This window comes from Marinobacter sp. (assembly GCF_041690615.1).
Classification (GTDB): Bacteria; Pseudomonadota; Gammaproteobacteria; order Pseudomonadales; family Oleiphilaceae; genus Marinobacter.
This window is the reverse complement of the sequence record NZ_JAWLGY010000006.1, coordinates 117,961-132,613: the sequence shown is the minus strand read 5'-3', so window position 1 is coordinate 132,613 and position 14,653 is coordinate 117,961. Positions and strand designations below refer to the sequence as shown.

General features: G+C 57.3%; 12 protein-coding genes. 4 read left to right on the top strand and 8 right to left on the bottom strand.

Annotated features, from left to right (window positions below; translation table 11 throughout):
* Positions 1–44: 44 nt before the first annotated feature.
* The 4 genes from dnaN (at position 45) to gyrB (ending at position 6,127) form a co-directional block, all read left to right on the top strand.
* Entirely contained in the window at positions 45–1,148 is a 1,104-nt protein-coding gene (gene dnaN, locus ACESMZ_RS06680; protein WP_372958386.1) for a DNA polymerase III subunit beta, read from the top strand.
* Between the two features lie 130 nt (positions 1,149–1,278).
* On the top strand, positions 1,279–2,562 hold the full coding sequence (locus ACESMZ_RS06675) for an ABC1 kinase family protein (RefSeq protein ID WP_372958387.1): 1,284 nt from the start codon (positions 1,279–1,281) through the stop codon (positions 2,560–2,562).
* On the top strand, positions 2,562–3,716 hold the full coding sequence (recF, locus tag ACESMZ_RS06670; RefSeq protein ID WP_372958388.1) for a DNA replication/repair protein RecF: 1,155 nt from the start codon (positions 2,562–2,564) through the stop codon (positions 3,714–3,716). Before ACESMZ_RS06675 ends, recF begins: the two co-directional genes overlap by 1 nt.
* A complete protein-coding gene (gyrB, locus tag ACESMZ_RS06665; RefSeq protein WP_372958389.1) occupies positions 3,713–6,127 on the top strand; it encodes a DNA topoisomerase (ATP-hydrolyzing) subunit B in 2,415 nt (804 codons plus the stop codon). Before recF ends, gyrB begins: the two co-directional genes overlap by 4 nt.
* A gap of 74 nt (positions 6,128–6,201) precedes the next feature.
* Here gyrB and ACESMZ_RS06660 read toward each other — a convergent pair whose 3' ends face one another.
* The 8 genes from ACESMZ_RS06660 to ACESMZ_RS06625 all read right to left on the bottom strand — a co-directional run bounded on the left by ACESMZ_RS06660 (position 6,202) and on the right by ACESMZ_RS06625 (position 14,430).
* Positions 6,202–6,939: a TetR/AcrR family transcriptional regulator gene (locus tag ACESMZ_RS06660; RefSeq protein ID WP_372958390.1), complete on the bottom strand. Its 738-nt coding sequence runs from the start codon at positions 6,937–6,939 to the stop codon at positions 6,202–6,204.
* A 120-nt stretch (positions 6,940–7,059) separates the two neighbouring features.
* A complete protein-coding gene (locus tag ACESMZ_RS06655) occupies positions 7,060–7,764 on the bottom strand; it encodes an ABC transporter ATP-binding protein (RefSeq protein ID WP_372958391.1) in 705 nt (234 codons plus the stop codon).
* Positions 7,761–8,537 (bottom strand): ABC transporter ATP-binding protein, encoded by a 777-nt coding sequence (locus ACESMZ_RS06650; protein ID WP_372958392.1) that lies wholly within the window; start codon positions 8,535–8,537, stop codon positions 7,761–7,763. The genes ACESMZ_RS06655 and ACESMZ_RS06650 overlap by 4 nt, the downstream gene beginning before the upstream one ends.
* Positions 8,530–9,477 carry a branched-chain amino acid ABC transporter permease gene (locus ACESMZ_RS06645; RefSeq protein WP_372958393.1) on the bottom strand — a complete coding sequence of 316 codons (948 nt, stop codon included), beginning with the start codon at positions 9,475–9,477 and terminating at the stop codon, positions 8,530–8,532. The genes ACESMZ_RS06650 and ACESMZ_RS06645 overlap by 8 nt, the downstream gene beginning before the upstream one ends.
* Entirely contained in the window at positions 9,474–10,343 is an 870-nt protein-coding gene (locus tag ACESMZ_RS06640) for a branched-chain amino acid ABC transporter permease (RefSeq protein ID WP_372958394.1), read from the bottom strand. Before ACESMZ_RS06640 ends, ACESMZ_RS06645 begins: the two co-directional genes overlap by 4 nt.
* Before the next feature lie 75 nt (positions 10,344–10,418).
* Positions 10,419–11,648 carry an ABC transporter substrate-binding protein gene (locus ACESMZ_RS06635; RefSeq protein WP_372958395.1) on the bottom strand — a complete coding sequence of 410 codons (1,230 nt, stop codon included), beginning with the start codon at positions 11,646–11,648 and terminating at the stop codon, positions 10,419–10,421.
* Between the two features lie 133 nt (positions 11,649–11,781).
* Entirely contained in the window at positions 11,782–13,395 is a 1,614-nt protein-coding gene (locus tag ACESMZ_RS06630; protein ID WP_372958396.1) for a long-chain-fatty-acid--CoA ligase, read from the bottom strand.
* Between the two features lie 300 nt (positions 13,396–13,695).
* On the bottom strand, positions 13,696–14,430 hold the full coding sequence (locus ACESMZ_RS06625) for a VC0807 family protein (RefSeq protein WP_372958397.1): 735 nt from the start codon (positions 14,428–14,430) through the stop codon (positions 13,696–13,698).
* Positions 14,431–14,653: the final 223 nt, after the last annotated feature.

Genomic DNA, 14,653 nt, shown 5'->3' with positions numbered 1-14,653 from the left:
GCTGAGCGTTTGATCGGAACACAGCCACAGGAACGTTGAGTGACATGAAACTGACCATCAGCCGAGAAGCCCTGCTCACGCCACTCCAGTCCATCGCCGGTGTGGTGGAGCGCAAGCAGACCATGCCAGTGCTTTCCAACGTTCTGTTGGTGGCCGAGGACAATCACCTGACCCTTACCGGCACCAATATGGAAGTGGAACTGGTGGCCAGGGTAGCGCCGGTTCATGTCGATCAACCCGGTGCCATCACTGTGCCGGCCCGTAAACTCTCGGATATCTGTCGGGCACTTGGCGATGAAGCGCCGATCGAGCTTGCGTTGGAGGGTGACCGCCTGCATCTGCGTTGCGGCGCCAGTCATTTCACGCTTTCGACCCTGCCGGCCCAGCATTTCCCCAATGTGGAAGACGAGGAAGCCAGTGTGCGCCTGGAGGTGCCACAGAAGGAGCTGGGGCGTATGCTGGAGGCCACGGCGTTCGCCATGGCGCAGCAGGATGTGCGTTATTACCTCAATGGCCTGTTGCTGGAAGTCTCGCCGGAGTTTCTGCGCACGGTAGCCACTGACGGCCATCGGCTGGCCATGGCCCATTTTGATATGGCGACCGGGGTCGATGATGATCGCCAGGTGATTGTGCCCCGCAAAGGGGTACTTGAGCTGGCCCGCTTGCTGGATGACGTGGAAACCCCCGCTACCCTCGTGATTGGTGATAATCACCTGAGGGTTACGGTAGGAAGCTATACATTTACCTCAAAGCTTATCGAGGGCAAGTTCCCGGACTATAACCGGGTAATTCCACGTGGTGGTGACAAGGTGGTTCTGGCTGATCGTTCAACACTCAAGAACACACTGCAACGGGCGGGCATCCTGTCCCATGAGAACATCCGCGGTGTGCGCCTGCATTTGTCGTCAGGAAAGCTGGAAGTCTTCGCCAATAACCCGGACCAGGAGCAGGCGGAAGATGCCTTGTCGGTTGAATATCAGGGAGAAGCGCTTCAGATCGGTTTCAACGTGGGCTATCTTGTTGATGTCATGAACGCACTGGATGATGATCAGGTGCGGTTGACCCTGTCTAATCCGAACAGCAGTGCACTGATTGAGTCCGACAGCGACAGTCGCAGCCTCTATGTGGTCATGCCGATGCGGCTCTAGTGTCCTGTCCCGTCTGGTTAATTCGTAGATTGGCTGCGCCAGTGAGAGCCTTTATAGCCGGCGCCATCCGGGCCCTGGTGTTGGTGTACCACCGGGCACCGGCTGAAATCTGAAAAGGGAGGTGAAGGCGATGGCCAGGGTCACAGTAACTCAGGGAGTTCAGGGTGCACTGCGCATCGGTCAGACCATGACGGTGCTTGGTCGAACCGGGCTGGGCTGGCTCAGAGGCCATCGCCCCCCTGCTCCGCGTCTTTTGCGGGAAACGTTTGAGTCCCTCGGCGCCACCTATATCAAGCTGGGTCAGTTTATTGCCAGCTCTCCCACCTTCTTCCCGAAGGAATATGTGGATGAGTTCCAGGGATGTCTTGATCGGACGCCCAGTATTCCCTTCAGTGCCATTCGACGGATCCTGCGGGAGGAACTGGGACGGCCACTGGAGGAAGTTTACCGGGAGATAGATCCGGTCGCCCTCGCCTCTGCATCGATTGCCCAGGTACATTCCGCCACGCTGGTTACCGGTGAGGAAGTGGTTATCAAGGTGCAGAAGCCAGGTGTGGAAACGGTTCTCCTGACAGATCTTAACTTTTTGTACCTCTCATCCCGTCTGGTGGAAACCCTTGCGCCCCGTCTGTCCTGGACCTCTCTGTCCGGCATTGTGGAAGAAATTCAGCAGACCATGATGGAAGAGTGCGATTTCATTCAGGAGGCGCGAAACCTGGATACCTTCCGTGACTTCCTCCATGCCAGCCATAATGACGATGTGGTGGTACCTAAGGTTTACCATAACTGCAGTACGCGAAAGGTGCTGACCATGGAACGTTTCCACGGTGTTCCCCTGACAGACCTGGACACCATTCGTCGGGTCACCAATGACCCAGAGCGTACGCTGATTACGGCCATGAATACCTGGTTTGCCAGTCTCACCCAGTGTGAGTTTTTCCATGCGGATGTCCATGCCGGCAATCTTATGGTACTCGATGATGGACGCATCGGATTTATCGACTTTGGCATTGTCGGGCGTATCCGTCCGGAAACCTGGCAGGCAGTGTCTGACTTTATCGCGGCCGTAATGGCCGGTAACTTTGAAGGCATGGCGGACGCCATGGTCCGCATTGGTATTACCCGGGCGTCGGTGGACGCCGGCGCGTTGGCCGACGATCTGAAGCAGCTGTACCGTAATATGGACCGGATGGTGGCGGACGAGCCATCTTCTGAGTGGCACGGTAACCAGGCCGATGATGAAGTGAACAACATCCTGATGGAGGTGGTTCGTATCGGTGAGGATCACGGTCTGCATTTTCCCCGGGAGTTTGCCCTCCTGTTGAAGCAGTTTCTTTATTTCGATCGCTACGTGCACATCCTCGCGCCGGAGATGGACGTCTTTATGGACGATCGACTGACCATGTTGCACTGATGGCCCTGTTGTCCCTCCAGACCGAACATTTCCGAAATCTCGCCCCTGGCACTCTGTCTTTTTCCCCGTGGGTCAATCTGATCTATGGGGCGAACGGCAGTGGCAAGACCAGCCTTCTGGAAGCGATTGCGTATCTGGGTCTGGGCCGGTCCTTCCGGCAGAACCGTCACCAGGTGGTCTGTACTGAAGGTCATTCGCGATTCGTCGTGTTCGGCCAGGTGTTGGTGGGTAGCCCGGAGGCCAGGAACGGGGGTGGTAATGGTCGCGACCTTACCCGACTTGGTTTTTCCCGGGATATTCAGGGGCGGGAGACCCGGTTACGGGTTGATGGGGAGAATGTGTATAGCTTGTCGATTCTGGCGTCGCTGTTCCCTGTCTCCGTGATCGATCCAGGTGTTTTTGATGTTGTCGTTGGGGGCCCTGGTAAACGTCGTCAGTTTCTCGATTGGTTGGTGTTCCACGTGGAACCTTCGTTCGGTGGTTTATGGCAACAGTGCCAACGGACAATATCGCAGCGGAATCAGATCCTCAGAAGTGGTAGAATAGACGACCAACAATTGAATGTTTGGGACAGGCAGTTTGTAGACCTCGCTGAGCAGGTCGACCAGCTTCGAAGTAGCGTTTTTTCGGAGTTTGAAACAGTTTTTCGGTCGGTACTTACAGACACCCATAGTGAGTGGGCTGAGGCCCTTAAAGTCGATTACTTTCCCGGTTGGGACAGAAAGAAAGGTCTCGCAGCTACCCTCAGGGAACATCGGGAGCAGGAACGGAAAGTCGGGCATACCTTATACGGGCCAAATCGTGCCGACCTCAGACTTCGCTACCACGGTCGTGCCGTGGCCGAGCTTTTTTCCCGGGGACAACAGAAAACTCTGGTGATTCTCATGAAGCTCACCCAGGGTGAGGTTCTTGCGGTCCGCGGGAAGCAGGTGACGTTTCTGTTGGATGATATTAATGCGGAGCTTGACCTGGATCACCGAAGGTTACTGGCCGAGAGGCTTAACCGCCTGGGCAGCCAGATTTTCATGACAGCAATCGAGAGACCGGATCCGTCCCTGCTATGGGAGATCCCGCCGTCTGACTACAAGGTGTTCCACGTGGAACATGGACGGCTAACGGAAGAACAAACCAGCGCTTCAGGAGCGTCCGAATGAGTGAACAGAGCTACAATTCCTCCAGTATCAAGGTTCTGAAGGGCCTGGATGCGGTGCGTAAACGCCCTGGTATGTACATCGGCGACACGGACGATGGCACCGGCCTTCACCATATGGTGTTCGAACTGGTGGATAACTCCATCGACGAGGCGCTGGCAGGCCACTGTTCCGAGATCGGTGTGGTGATCCATGCCGATGAATCAGTCACTGTAAGAGACAACGGTCGTGGCATTCCCGTGGACCTCCATGAGGAAGAAGGGGTTTCCGCGGCGGAAGTGATCATGACCGTGCTCCACGCCGGGGGCAAGTTTGACGACAACTCCTACAAGGTGTCCGGCGGCCTCCATGGTGTCGGTGTTTCCGTGGTCAACGCCCTGTCCTCTTCTCTGAAGCTGACTATCCGTCGTGATAACCAGGTTTATGAGCAAACCTACACTCACGGGGTACCTAACAGGCCCTTGTCGGTCGTTGGCGATACGGATCGCAGTGGCACTGAAGTGCACTTTATCCCTTCACCCGATACTTTCACCAGCATCGAGTTTCACTATGACATTCTGGCGAAGCGTCTACGGGAGCTTGCCTTCCTGAACTCCGGGGTTCGTATCCGGTTACAGGATGAGCGCAGTGGAAAAGAAGAAGTGTTTGAGTACGAAGGCGGTCTCAGGGCGTTTGTTGAGCACCTTAACCAGAACAAGACGCCTTTGAACCGTGTGTTCCATTTTGACCGCGAACGGGAAGATGGCATCACGGTGGAAGTGGCGATGCAGTGGAATGACTCCTTCCAGGAAAACATTTACTCGTTTACCAACAACATTCCCCAACGGGACGGTGGTACTCACCTTGCCGGCTTCCGTGCCGCGCTGACCCGTTCACTGAACAACTACATCGAACATGAAGGGCTGGGCAAGAAAGCCAAGGTAAACACCTCTGGCGACGATGCCCGGGAAGGCCTTACCGCGATTGTCAGTGTGAAGGTGCCGGATCCGAAGTTCTCATCACAGACCAAGGACAAACTGGTCTCTTCAGAAGTGAAGACGGCGGTAGAACAGGAACTGTACCAAAGCTTTTCTGATTATCTTCAGGAGCAGCCCAACGAAGCCAAGGCTGTCGTCAACAAGATGATCGAAGCAGCAAGGGCGCGGGAAGCGGCACGCAAGGCACGGGACATGACCCGCCGCAAGGGCGCGCTGGATATTGCCGGGCTTCCCGGAAAACTGGCGGACTGCCAGGAAAAAGACCCTGCGCTCTCCGAACTGTTCATTGTGGAGGGTGACTCGGCCGGTGGCTCAGCCAAGCAGGGCCGTGAGCGTCGCACCCAGGCCATCCTGCCCCTCAAGGGCAAGATCCTGAACGTGGAAAAGGCCCGGTTTGACAAGATGTTGTCATCTGCCGAGGTTGGAACGCTGATTACTGCGCTGGGCTGTGGTATTGGCCGGGAAGAGTTCGACCCCGACAAACTGCGTTACCACTCCATCATCATCATGACCGATGCGGACGTGGATGGCTCACACATCCGTACGTTGTTGCTCACTTTCCTCTTCCGGCAGATGCGCGAGATCATTGAACGGGGGCACGTGTTTATTGCGATGCCACCCCTCTACAAGGTGAAGCGGGGCAAGCAGGAGCAATACCTGAAGGATGAGAAGGCGAAGGAGGCCTATCTGACCCAGACGGCCCTGGAGAGCGCCCAGCTGTTCGTCAACCCGGAAGCACCGGCGATCAAGGATTCCGCACTGGAAACCATGGTCAAGGACTACCAGGCGGTTATGGCCATGATTGATCGTCTGGCACGGGCCTATCCGGAGATGGTATTGCGTCAGATGGTTTATAACACAACATTGACTCCCGAAGACCTGTCCTCCGAAGAAGCGGTGACCCGTTGGGTCGGGCGTCTCGGTGAGGGCCTGAACCTGGATACCCGCACTGGTACCAAGTACACCTTCTCGGTAGAGCGGGATTCCGAAAGGAACCTGTTCCTCCCCAAAGTGACCATCTACGTGCATGGCATCCCTTACACCCACGTTTTCAGTCATGATTTCTTCGAGTCATCCTCCTACAAGGCCATCGCCCGTCTCGGAGAGACCCTGGATGGACTGATTGAAGAGGGTGCCTATGTCCAGCGAGGCGAACGGAAGCAGGCTGTACTGAGCTTCGAGGGCGCCCTTGAGTGGCTTATGAAGGAGGCTCAGCGCGGCCTGAACATCCAGCGTTACAAGGGACTGGGTGAAATGAACCCGGAGCAGCTGTGGGAAACCACCATGGATCCGGAAACTCGCCGGATGATGAAGGTAACCATCGAGGACGCCATCGCTGCGGATCAGATCTTTACCACGCTGATGGGAGATGACGTAGAGCCACGGCGTAACTTTATACAGACCAATGCCCTGGCGGTTACCAATCTTGATGTGTAAATAAATGAGGCATAAAAAGGCCCCGGAAGGTTATCCTCCCGGGGCCTTTTTATGACCTGTGTGCTACAACCGGATCAGGTCGCGGAACTGGTAGCTCGTTGAGAGACAGTTACTGTGTTGCTGGCCGGGGGCAGTAAATAGGACTGCAGAATCTCCCGAATCTGGTTGGCGAAATCTTCCACCGATACGCCCTGCTCCCGGTACTTGCGCCGCTTCAGGTACCAGTCCTGCATCATGGCCTTTATAAGGGACGACAGAAGCCGGGCGTTGATCTCCCGGAAAACCCCTTGCTCGATCCCCTCCGAAATAATGTTGCAGAAGATGGTTTCGATCTCCCGCTCGGTGGCAACCGCATTCTGTTTTTCCACCGGCGGCAGACTTTTCGCTTCCATATAGGAAAAGTAGAACCAGGGCCGGATGAGTTCACTGAGAAAAACATGGGCGCGGATAGCCTGGGAAAGCTTTTCCACCGGGTCTGGAATATCGGCAATATATTGCAGAACGGTACGCCGGGTCAGCTTGAAGCCGTGGCTCTGGATCAGGTGAATCAGGTCATCCTTGTTACGGATGTATGCGTAAAGACCACCCATGCTAAGACCGGAATCAGAGCACAGATCCCGCAGCGTCATGGCATGAAAGCCCTTGGAATTGGCCAGCCGCAGGGTGGAGTCGATAATCCGGGCCAGGTTCCTTGTGGCGGTGGTCTCTTTCTTGATACGGATCTTGTCCGTATTCTCCTGGTACAGCTCCCTGCAGATCTCTTCTTTGGAGAGACTCAGTTCTGCCTTGAATGTCTCGAAATCCTGAATCATGGTGTACTCGCCTGCTTGCGAAGTGCGCAGTATACGACAGCCACCCGGCTCCTGCCGAGTCGACGTTCGCAGGATGCGGCCTGGGTCCCTGCCCACGGTCAGCGGACAGGGCCAGAGCCTTTATGCCACAGACAGATAACGCTCCTGGGTGTCCGGGTCATTCCGCAAGTCATCGCTGGTGGCCTCGTGCACGACCTTTCCCCGCTCAAGAATGAAGGCCCGTTGGGCATGCTTCAATGCAAAATGGACACTCTGATCGGTAAATACGATCGTCGTTGTCTTGCTGAGCTCGTCGATCAGCCTGCCGATCTGCTGCACGATAACCGGTGCCAGCCCTTCGTTCGGCTCATCCAGCAGCAGGACGCGGGGCTGTATCATGAGTGACCGGGCCACGGTCAGCATCTGCTGCTGGCCACCGGACAGGGTTTCGCCGTCCTGGTTGACCAGCTCCGCGAGCATGGGGTACTCGTCCAGAACCCGCTCCACCGTCCATACCGGCGTTTCCCCGGAACGGCGATACTCGGCGACCTCCAGGTTTTCCCGCACGGTCAGGCCAGGAAAGATGCGGCGGTCTTCCGGTACATAGCCAATACCCAGACGGGCTATCTTGTGGGCGGGTTTGCCGGAGATGGTCTGACCGTCATACACAATGGTGCCCTTGCGCGGCGGCGTCAGACCGATAATGCTCTTGAGGGTGGTACTCTTGCCGGCACCGTTGCGCCCCAGCAGGCAGACCGTCTCGCCCTCGTTGACGGAAAAACTCAGCCCCTGCAGGGCCAGGCTCTCACCGTAATAGGTGTGAATATCGTTCACTTCGAGAATCATGCGCTGGCCTCCTCCTCGTCCTCTTCTTCCCCCAGATAGGCGCGACGCACCTCCGGGTGAGCCTTCACCTCTTCCGGGGTTCCGACAAACAGGTTCTCGCCCCGGTGCATGACCAGGATGCGATCTGCCAGCCCGAACACCACGTCCATGTCGTGTTCGGTGATCAGGAAGGTGTAATCACCGGTGTCGGCGAGCTGTCGTATCAGCGTGGTGGTACGCCGGGTTTCATCCGGTGTCATACCGGCCGTGGGCTCATCCAGCAACACCAGGTGCGGCCGGGTAGCCAGTACCACGGCGATTTCCAGCAGTCGCTTGTCGCCGTAGCTGATCACTTCCGCTCGGCGGTCGGCCAGTTCGAGGATCTGCAGCTTGGTCAGCAGTTCCCTGGCCTCTTCCTGTACCGCCTTGTTGCGGCTGGCGAAGTTGAACAGCTTGCGGCTGTGGCCATGCAGAGCGGTAAGGGCCACCTCAACATTCTCCTGAACGCTCATTTCCGGGAAGATGTTGTTAATCTGGAACGACCGGGAAACGCCCATCCGGCTGATCTTGTGGGGGGGCAGGCCGGTGATGTCGTGCCCTTCCAGTTCGATCTTGCCTTCGGTGGGGTTCATACGCCCGGAGACCATATTGTAGAAGGTTGTCTTACCGGCGCCGTTGGGACCGATAATCGCCACGGTTTCCTGAGGCTGGACTTCCAGGTTAATGCCGGATACGGCGGTATTACCCCCGAACCGCTTGGTCAGGTTACTGATTTTCAGGATAGGGTCAGTCATTTTTCTTCATCCACCAGTCCAGAAAGGTTCCGAGAACGCCCTTGCGGAAGAACATCACCATCAGTGCCAGCACAATACCCAGGAACAGCATCCAGGACTCGGTGAAGCTGGTGATCCAGGTTTCCAGCAGGACGAACATGGCCGCGCCGACAAACGGACCCAGGAAATACCCGGTACCGCCAAGAATCGACATAAGCACCGGCTCGGCGGACATGGACCAGTGCATCAGCTCGGGACTGGCGACCCGCAGGAAGGGCGCGATCAGGGCCCCGGACAGTCCGGCAAAGATACCGCCAATGGTGAAAGCCGCCAGACGGTAGGTTCGGATGTTCAGTCCACAGAAGGCCACACGCTCCGGGTTTTGCCGGATTGCCTTGAGGATCATGCCGAAAGAACTGCGGCTGATAACAAAGAGAATCGCCGCCCCGATTCCCACGATGACCAATGTGACATGGTAGTAAACCGCCGGATTGCCCATCATCAGGTCCAGTCCCAGACCGAATTCACTGATACGGAAGCCGGCAATACCATCACTGCCGTTGGTCACCTCCCGCCAGGAGTGGGCGATGGTGAACACCATCATGCCAAAGGCAAGCGTCAGCATGGCGAAGTACACCTCGCTGAGCCGCACACAGAGAAAGCCGATCACCAGGGCCAGCAAACCGGACAGAATCATGGCGGCAAACAGGGTGTACACAAACGGCCAGTCCAGGTGCAACAGCAGCATGGCCGTGGTGTAGGCTCCCATGCCGAAATAGGCGGCGTGGCCGAAACTCAGCATCCCCGTGTAGCCGAAGATCAGGTTAAAGCTCACCGCAAAAAGACCGAGGATGAGAATCTCGGTAAAGATAAAGATATAGAAGAACGGGGCGAACCAGGGCAATGCAATCAGCAGTGCGATGGCCACCAGCAGGGCCCCGAGGAGGATATTCTGCTTCATGCGTTGGCTCCTTTACCCAGCAGACCGGTGGGTTTGAACAGCAGCACCAGGGCCATACCCAGGAACGGCAGCAGCAGGTTGAATTCCGGGAAGTAGCGGCCACCAAAGCCGTAGATGGCGCCCAGGATAAGCGCACCCAGCAGGGCGCCGGGGAAGCTGCCCAGACCCCCAATGACGACCACAATGAACGATTCGATGATGATCTTGTCGCCCATACCCGGGTCGATGGTGCGCATCGGGGCGGCAATCACGCCACCCACACCGGCCAGCCAGGCGCCGAAGGCAAAGACGCCGGTGACCACCATACGGGTATTGATACACAGTGCCTCGGCCATATCCCGGTCGAGGGCCGCAGCCCGCATGATCTTGCCGACCCGGGTGCGGTTGAACAGGTACCAGAGCCCGGCAAGGATCACCAGGCCGGAAAAAATGACGAAAACGCTGTAAAGCGGATAGGAACCGCCAAGCAGACGAATGGTTCCCTGGAACAGCTCCGGGGGCTCCACCGCCTTGATGTTGGATCCGAACACCATGCGAATGCTTTCGGCAATGATGAGCAGGATGGCAAAAGTGAGGAGCAGACTATCGGCAACGTCCCTGTGATAGATAAACCGCAACATCAGCCGGTCAATGGCGACGGCGATGGCAGCAACGCCAAGCGGTGCTACTAGCAAAGCCACGATAAACGGCATCCCGGCAATGGACATGAGGGTGTAACCCAGATAGGCACCCAGCATGTACAGAGCCCCGTGGGCAAAGTTGATGATATTAAGCACACCGAAAACGATGTTCAGCCCTACTGCGATCACGAAGAGCAGCAGGCCCATCTCAAGGCTGTTGAGTAACGCAGGACCCAGGCCAGACATAGACACCTCGTAGGAATAGACAGGAGACAGGAGGGCCGGCGCGGCCGGCCCTCCACCGGTTGCGTGTCGCTGTTATTACAGGGAGCAGCCGGTCTCCTCAGGTGTCCGGGAGATTTCCTCGCCGTCGAAGACCTGGATATCGGTCAGGGTACGGATACCGTGCTCCGGATGCATCGGACCGGACTTGCCCCAGGTGGGTGACACCATGGCCTGGTTGTCTTCCTTGCGGAAGGTCACGGTGCCGTTGGTGGCTTCCATGGTCATGCCAGACAGTGCCTTGGCTACGGCCGGACCATCAGTGGTTCCGGCTTCTTCCATCGCCTGCTTGTAGGCGTAGATGGCCGAGTACGCACCCTGGGCGTTGTAGCTCGGGGCATGGTCATAGCGGTCCATGTAGGCCTTGACGAAGTTCTGGTTCAGTTCGTTATCGTAGGCGTCATACCAGTAGCGGGTGGACAGCCAGACCCCTTCGGGCATCCGGTCACCCAGGGCATCCAGCACTTCGGTGGCGGCGCCTACGGTGAACATCAGCTCATAGCCCTGATCGAAGAACCCGAGATTGGACGCCTGGCGTACAAAGTTAACCAGGTCGCCGCCCCACACCGAGATAATGACCCCATCGGGATCCGCATCCATGATGCCGTTGATGAAGGGCGTGAAGTCCTCGGCTCCGAACCGCGGGAAGGCGGTCTGTTCCATGAGCTCAACATCCGGATTCAGTTCTTTCAGGTAGTTGCCGAAGTACTCCCAGGTCTGGTGGCCAAAGGCGTAGTCCGGACCGATGGTGGTCCAGCGCTTGGCGTCGGTCTTGGCTGCAATGCGCGCAGCCGCTTTCTGGTTCTGGGGAACATTCACGCTGATGCGGTAGGTGAACTCGTTACAGAGTTCGCCAGTGACATCCGGGGTGGCTGCGTGGGTAATAATGAACGGCTTCTGCAACTCAGGCACGGTTGGCACCATGCCCTGGGCGACACCGGAGCTGTCCAGGCCCAGCAGTGCATCCACGTTGTCCTGATAGGCCAGTTTCCGGGCCGCCTGGATAGCGGTAGCCGCCTTGCCCTGACTGTCCTCGAAGGTGACTTCCACCTGCCGTCCGAGGATGCCACCGCTCTCGTTGATTTCGTCGATGGCGAGGTTGATGCCCTCCTGGGCAAACTCACCATAGGTGGCCGCACTGCCGGAGAGGATGTAGATGCCACCGAAGTGGACGGGACGATCATCAGCCATGACGCCCCCTGCCCCAAGGCTGAGGGTGGCGGCGGTCATGGCGGATACCATGAGGTTTTTCGGATTGAACGTCTTCATAGGGGATTGCTCCTCGTTGTTGTCTTTGTTGTCACTGGAAGCGACTTTCCGGATACCTTCCCTTGGGTGTTCAGGGTCTCCCTGTAATCGGTTTTCGTTTATTGTTGATGAATGTGGGGCCTTCTGCCCCGGTTCAGTTTTCCAGCTGCTCCCGCAGCAGGTTCTTGCGAATCTTGCCGGTCGCGGTTTTGGGTAGTTCGCCGATAACCACCCGTTTTGGCACCTTGAACCGGGCCAGTTTTTCCCGGCAGTGGGCAATCAGGGTCTCTTCGGTGAGGCTGCCATCATCATTCACCGGCGCCACGAAGGCGCAGGGCACTTCCCCCCACTTCTCATCGGCCATGGCCACTACCGCCGCTTCGGATACTTCCGGGTGCAGGTAGAGCGCTTCCTCCACCTCCAAGCTGGAGATGTTCTCGCCACCGGAAATAATGATGTCCTTGGCCCGGTCCCGGATCTCGATATAGTTGTCCGGGTGCACCACGGCCAGATCACCGGAGTTGAACCAGCCGCGACTGAACGCCTTTTCGGTGGCGTCGGGATTCTTCAGGTAGCCCTTCATCACCGTATTGCCCCGAATGCAGATTTCCCCCAGGGTTTGTCCATCGTGGGGCACAGGTTCGCCGGTGTCCCGGTCCAGTACAGTGATTTCGTCCACTGACAGGGTCTGCACGCCCTGACGGGACATCTTTACGGCCTTTTGCTCCAGGGGGAGGTCTGCCCATTGCGGTTGAGGCACGCAGAGGCTTGCCGGACCGTAGGATTCCGTGAGGCCATAAAGGTGGGTAATCACGAAGCCGATTTCCTCCGCCTTGCGGATAACGGCACTGGGGGGCGCGGCACCGCCAAGGGCAAACTGGGCCGGGGACGACAGGCGCCTGCCCTGCCGGCCCAGCTCCGTCAGCACCATGTTGAGCACGATGGGGGCACCGCACATATGGGTGACGCCGTAACGCTCGATGCGCTGATAGATATCGTCCGCATCTACCTTGCGCAGGCACACATGGGTGCCGCCCACGGCGGTGATCGCCCAGGTATAACCCCAGCCGTTGCAGTGGAACATGGGCAGGGTCCACAGATAGACGGTCTGGTCATTCATGTTGAAGGCCATGGCATCGCTCATGGCCGCCAGATAGGCGCCCCGGTGATGGTAGACCACGCCTTTGGGGTTGCCGGTGGTGCCGGAGGTGTAATTGAGGCTTATAGCGTCCCACTCGTCCCGGGGGCCGGGCCATTTGGTATCGGGGTTGCCAGAGGCCAGCAGGGATTCATAGTTCTGGCCGGCAAGGCCGTCGGAGGGGCCGGCATCCCGTTCAATAGCGATCAGCAATGGCGGGCGATCAACCGATGCCAGGGTTTCACGCACCACCGGTTCAAACCCGGTGTCATATATAAGCGCCCGGGCTTCGCCATGGTTGAGGATAAACCCCAGGGTGGCGGCGTCCAGGCGGATATTGAGGGTATTGAGCACGGCCCCGGCCATGGGTACGCCGTAGTGAGCCTCCAGCATTTCATGGCTGTTGGGGCAGAGCATGGCGACGGTGTCGTCGTGTCCAATACCGGCCTCGGCCAGGGCACTGGCCAGACGGGTACTCCGCTCCAGAAGCTGCCGGTAACTGAGGGTCATGTCATCGTCGATGACCGCAGTCTTGTCAGGGTAGACAGTGGCCGAACGCCTGAGAAAACTCACCGGACTCAGGGTTGCGTAGTTGGCCACGGTTTTGCCCAGTTCGTTGTATTTGTTCATGGGTCCAACCGTTGTATGTCTGTAGTGATTCGCTACTTACAGGTTAGTGGATGTTTCCTTTCAAGCGGGGACATGGACCGGTTAATTTTTATTCTTTACGAACCAAGAAATTAGAGCGAGCGTTCGAAATATGCAATCAGGAAGGTGATTGAATTTTTCTATAGGAGGATGGATCAGAAAACGTTGATATAAAAGAATGCTATGATTGCAAGGGTTTAAGGGTCAGTAAGCACTCACAATCATACTTTGGTATGGGTCTTGTCCCAAGGCAGGATGATCCAGCACCGGAGTGACGACGGGCTAATCGCCCTTGTCGCCCTGCCCACCCGCAGCCGGCGAAAGGACCTCTTCCAGGGTGTGCCCGGTGAGCCGGCGGATGGTGCGCCACAGGTAGAAGAAGATGGCAATCATCATCACCATGGAAGGAATGGCGATCATCGGATAGCTTACCAGGGTCATTCGGCCGAGTTCCTCATTGAACGCCTGGGTACCCGAGGGGCTGGTGACGATCCAGCGGGCCAGAATGTAGTTCATGATGGCGGAGAACAGGAAGGTACCGGCAAAGAAATAACTGGCCTTCATTAGCCGGTTTTCGAACTCGGCCTCGCAGCCCCGTTCCTGCAGGGACTGCTGGATCTTGTCCACATCCAGCACATTGGGGTTGTACAGCAGCGTCCGCACCAGGGGGTATTTGGTGCGCGTGGATATCAGTACCGCCAGGCCGATGACCAGGGGCACGGCCGCCTCCTTGACGGCCAGCCATTGAGCATCGATCGCCATAAGACCGATACCGCCGGTCAGCCCCACGCTGATTACCCCCAGTACCGCAATGAAGTTCTTCTTGCGATACCGGATCAGTTCAAACAGGCCCCAACCCAGGGGGAACGCCAGTCCCACCAGCAACGCCCAGACATTACCCAGGTACTCATCACCACTGAGCTTCATCAGGATGACGGAGGGAATAATGATGCTGACCAGCAGGTCTACCCAGGGGCGGGGTTTGTGGTCGGGGATATCCTTTCGAGCTGTTGTCATATCTGTGGGTGCGCCTGATTCTGAAAAATAATACCCCCGGCTTCGGAAAGGTCTCCGGACAGGGCGAAGCATGAACTCAGACCAGATCATATCATGATGGTTTCCAAGGCACTGAACCGGAGGTGGCATCGGCCATCTTATCGGGCAGACTGCTCCGAAACGGTGCATGCGATATTTCGTGACCGGTGCCGGCATGGCCTGCCTTGTCCGGTCGGCGAAAGTC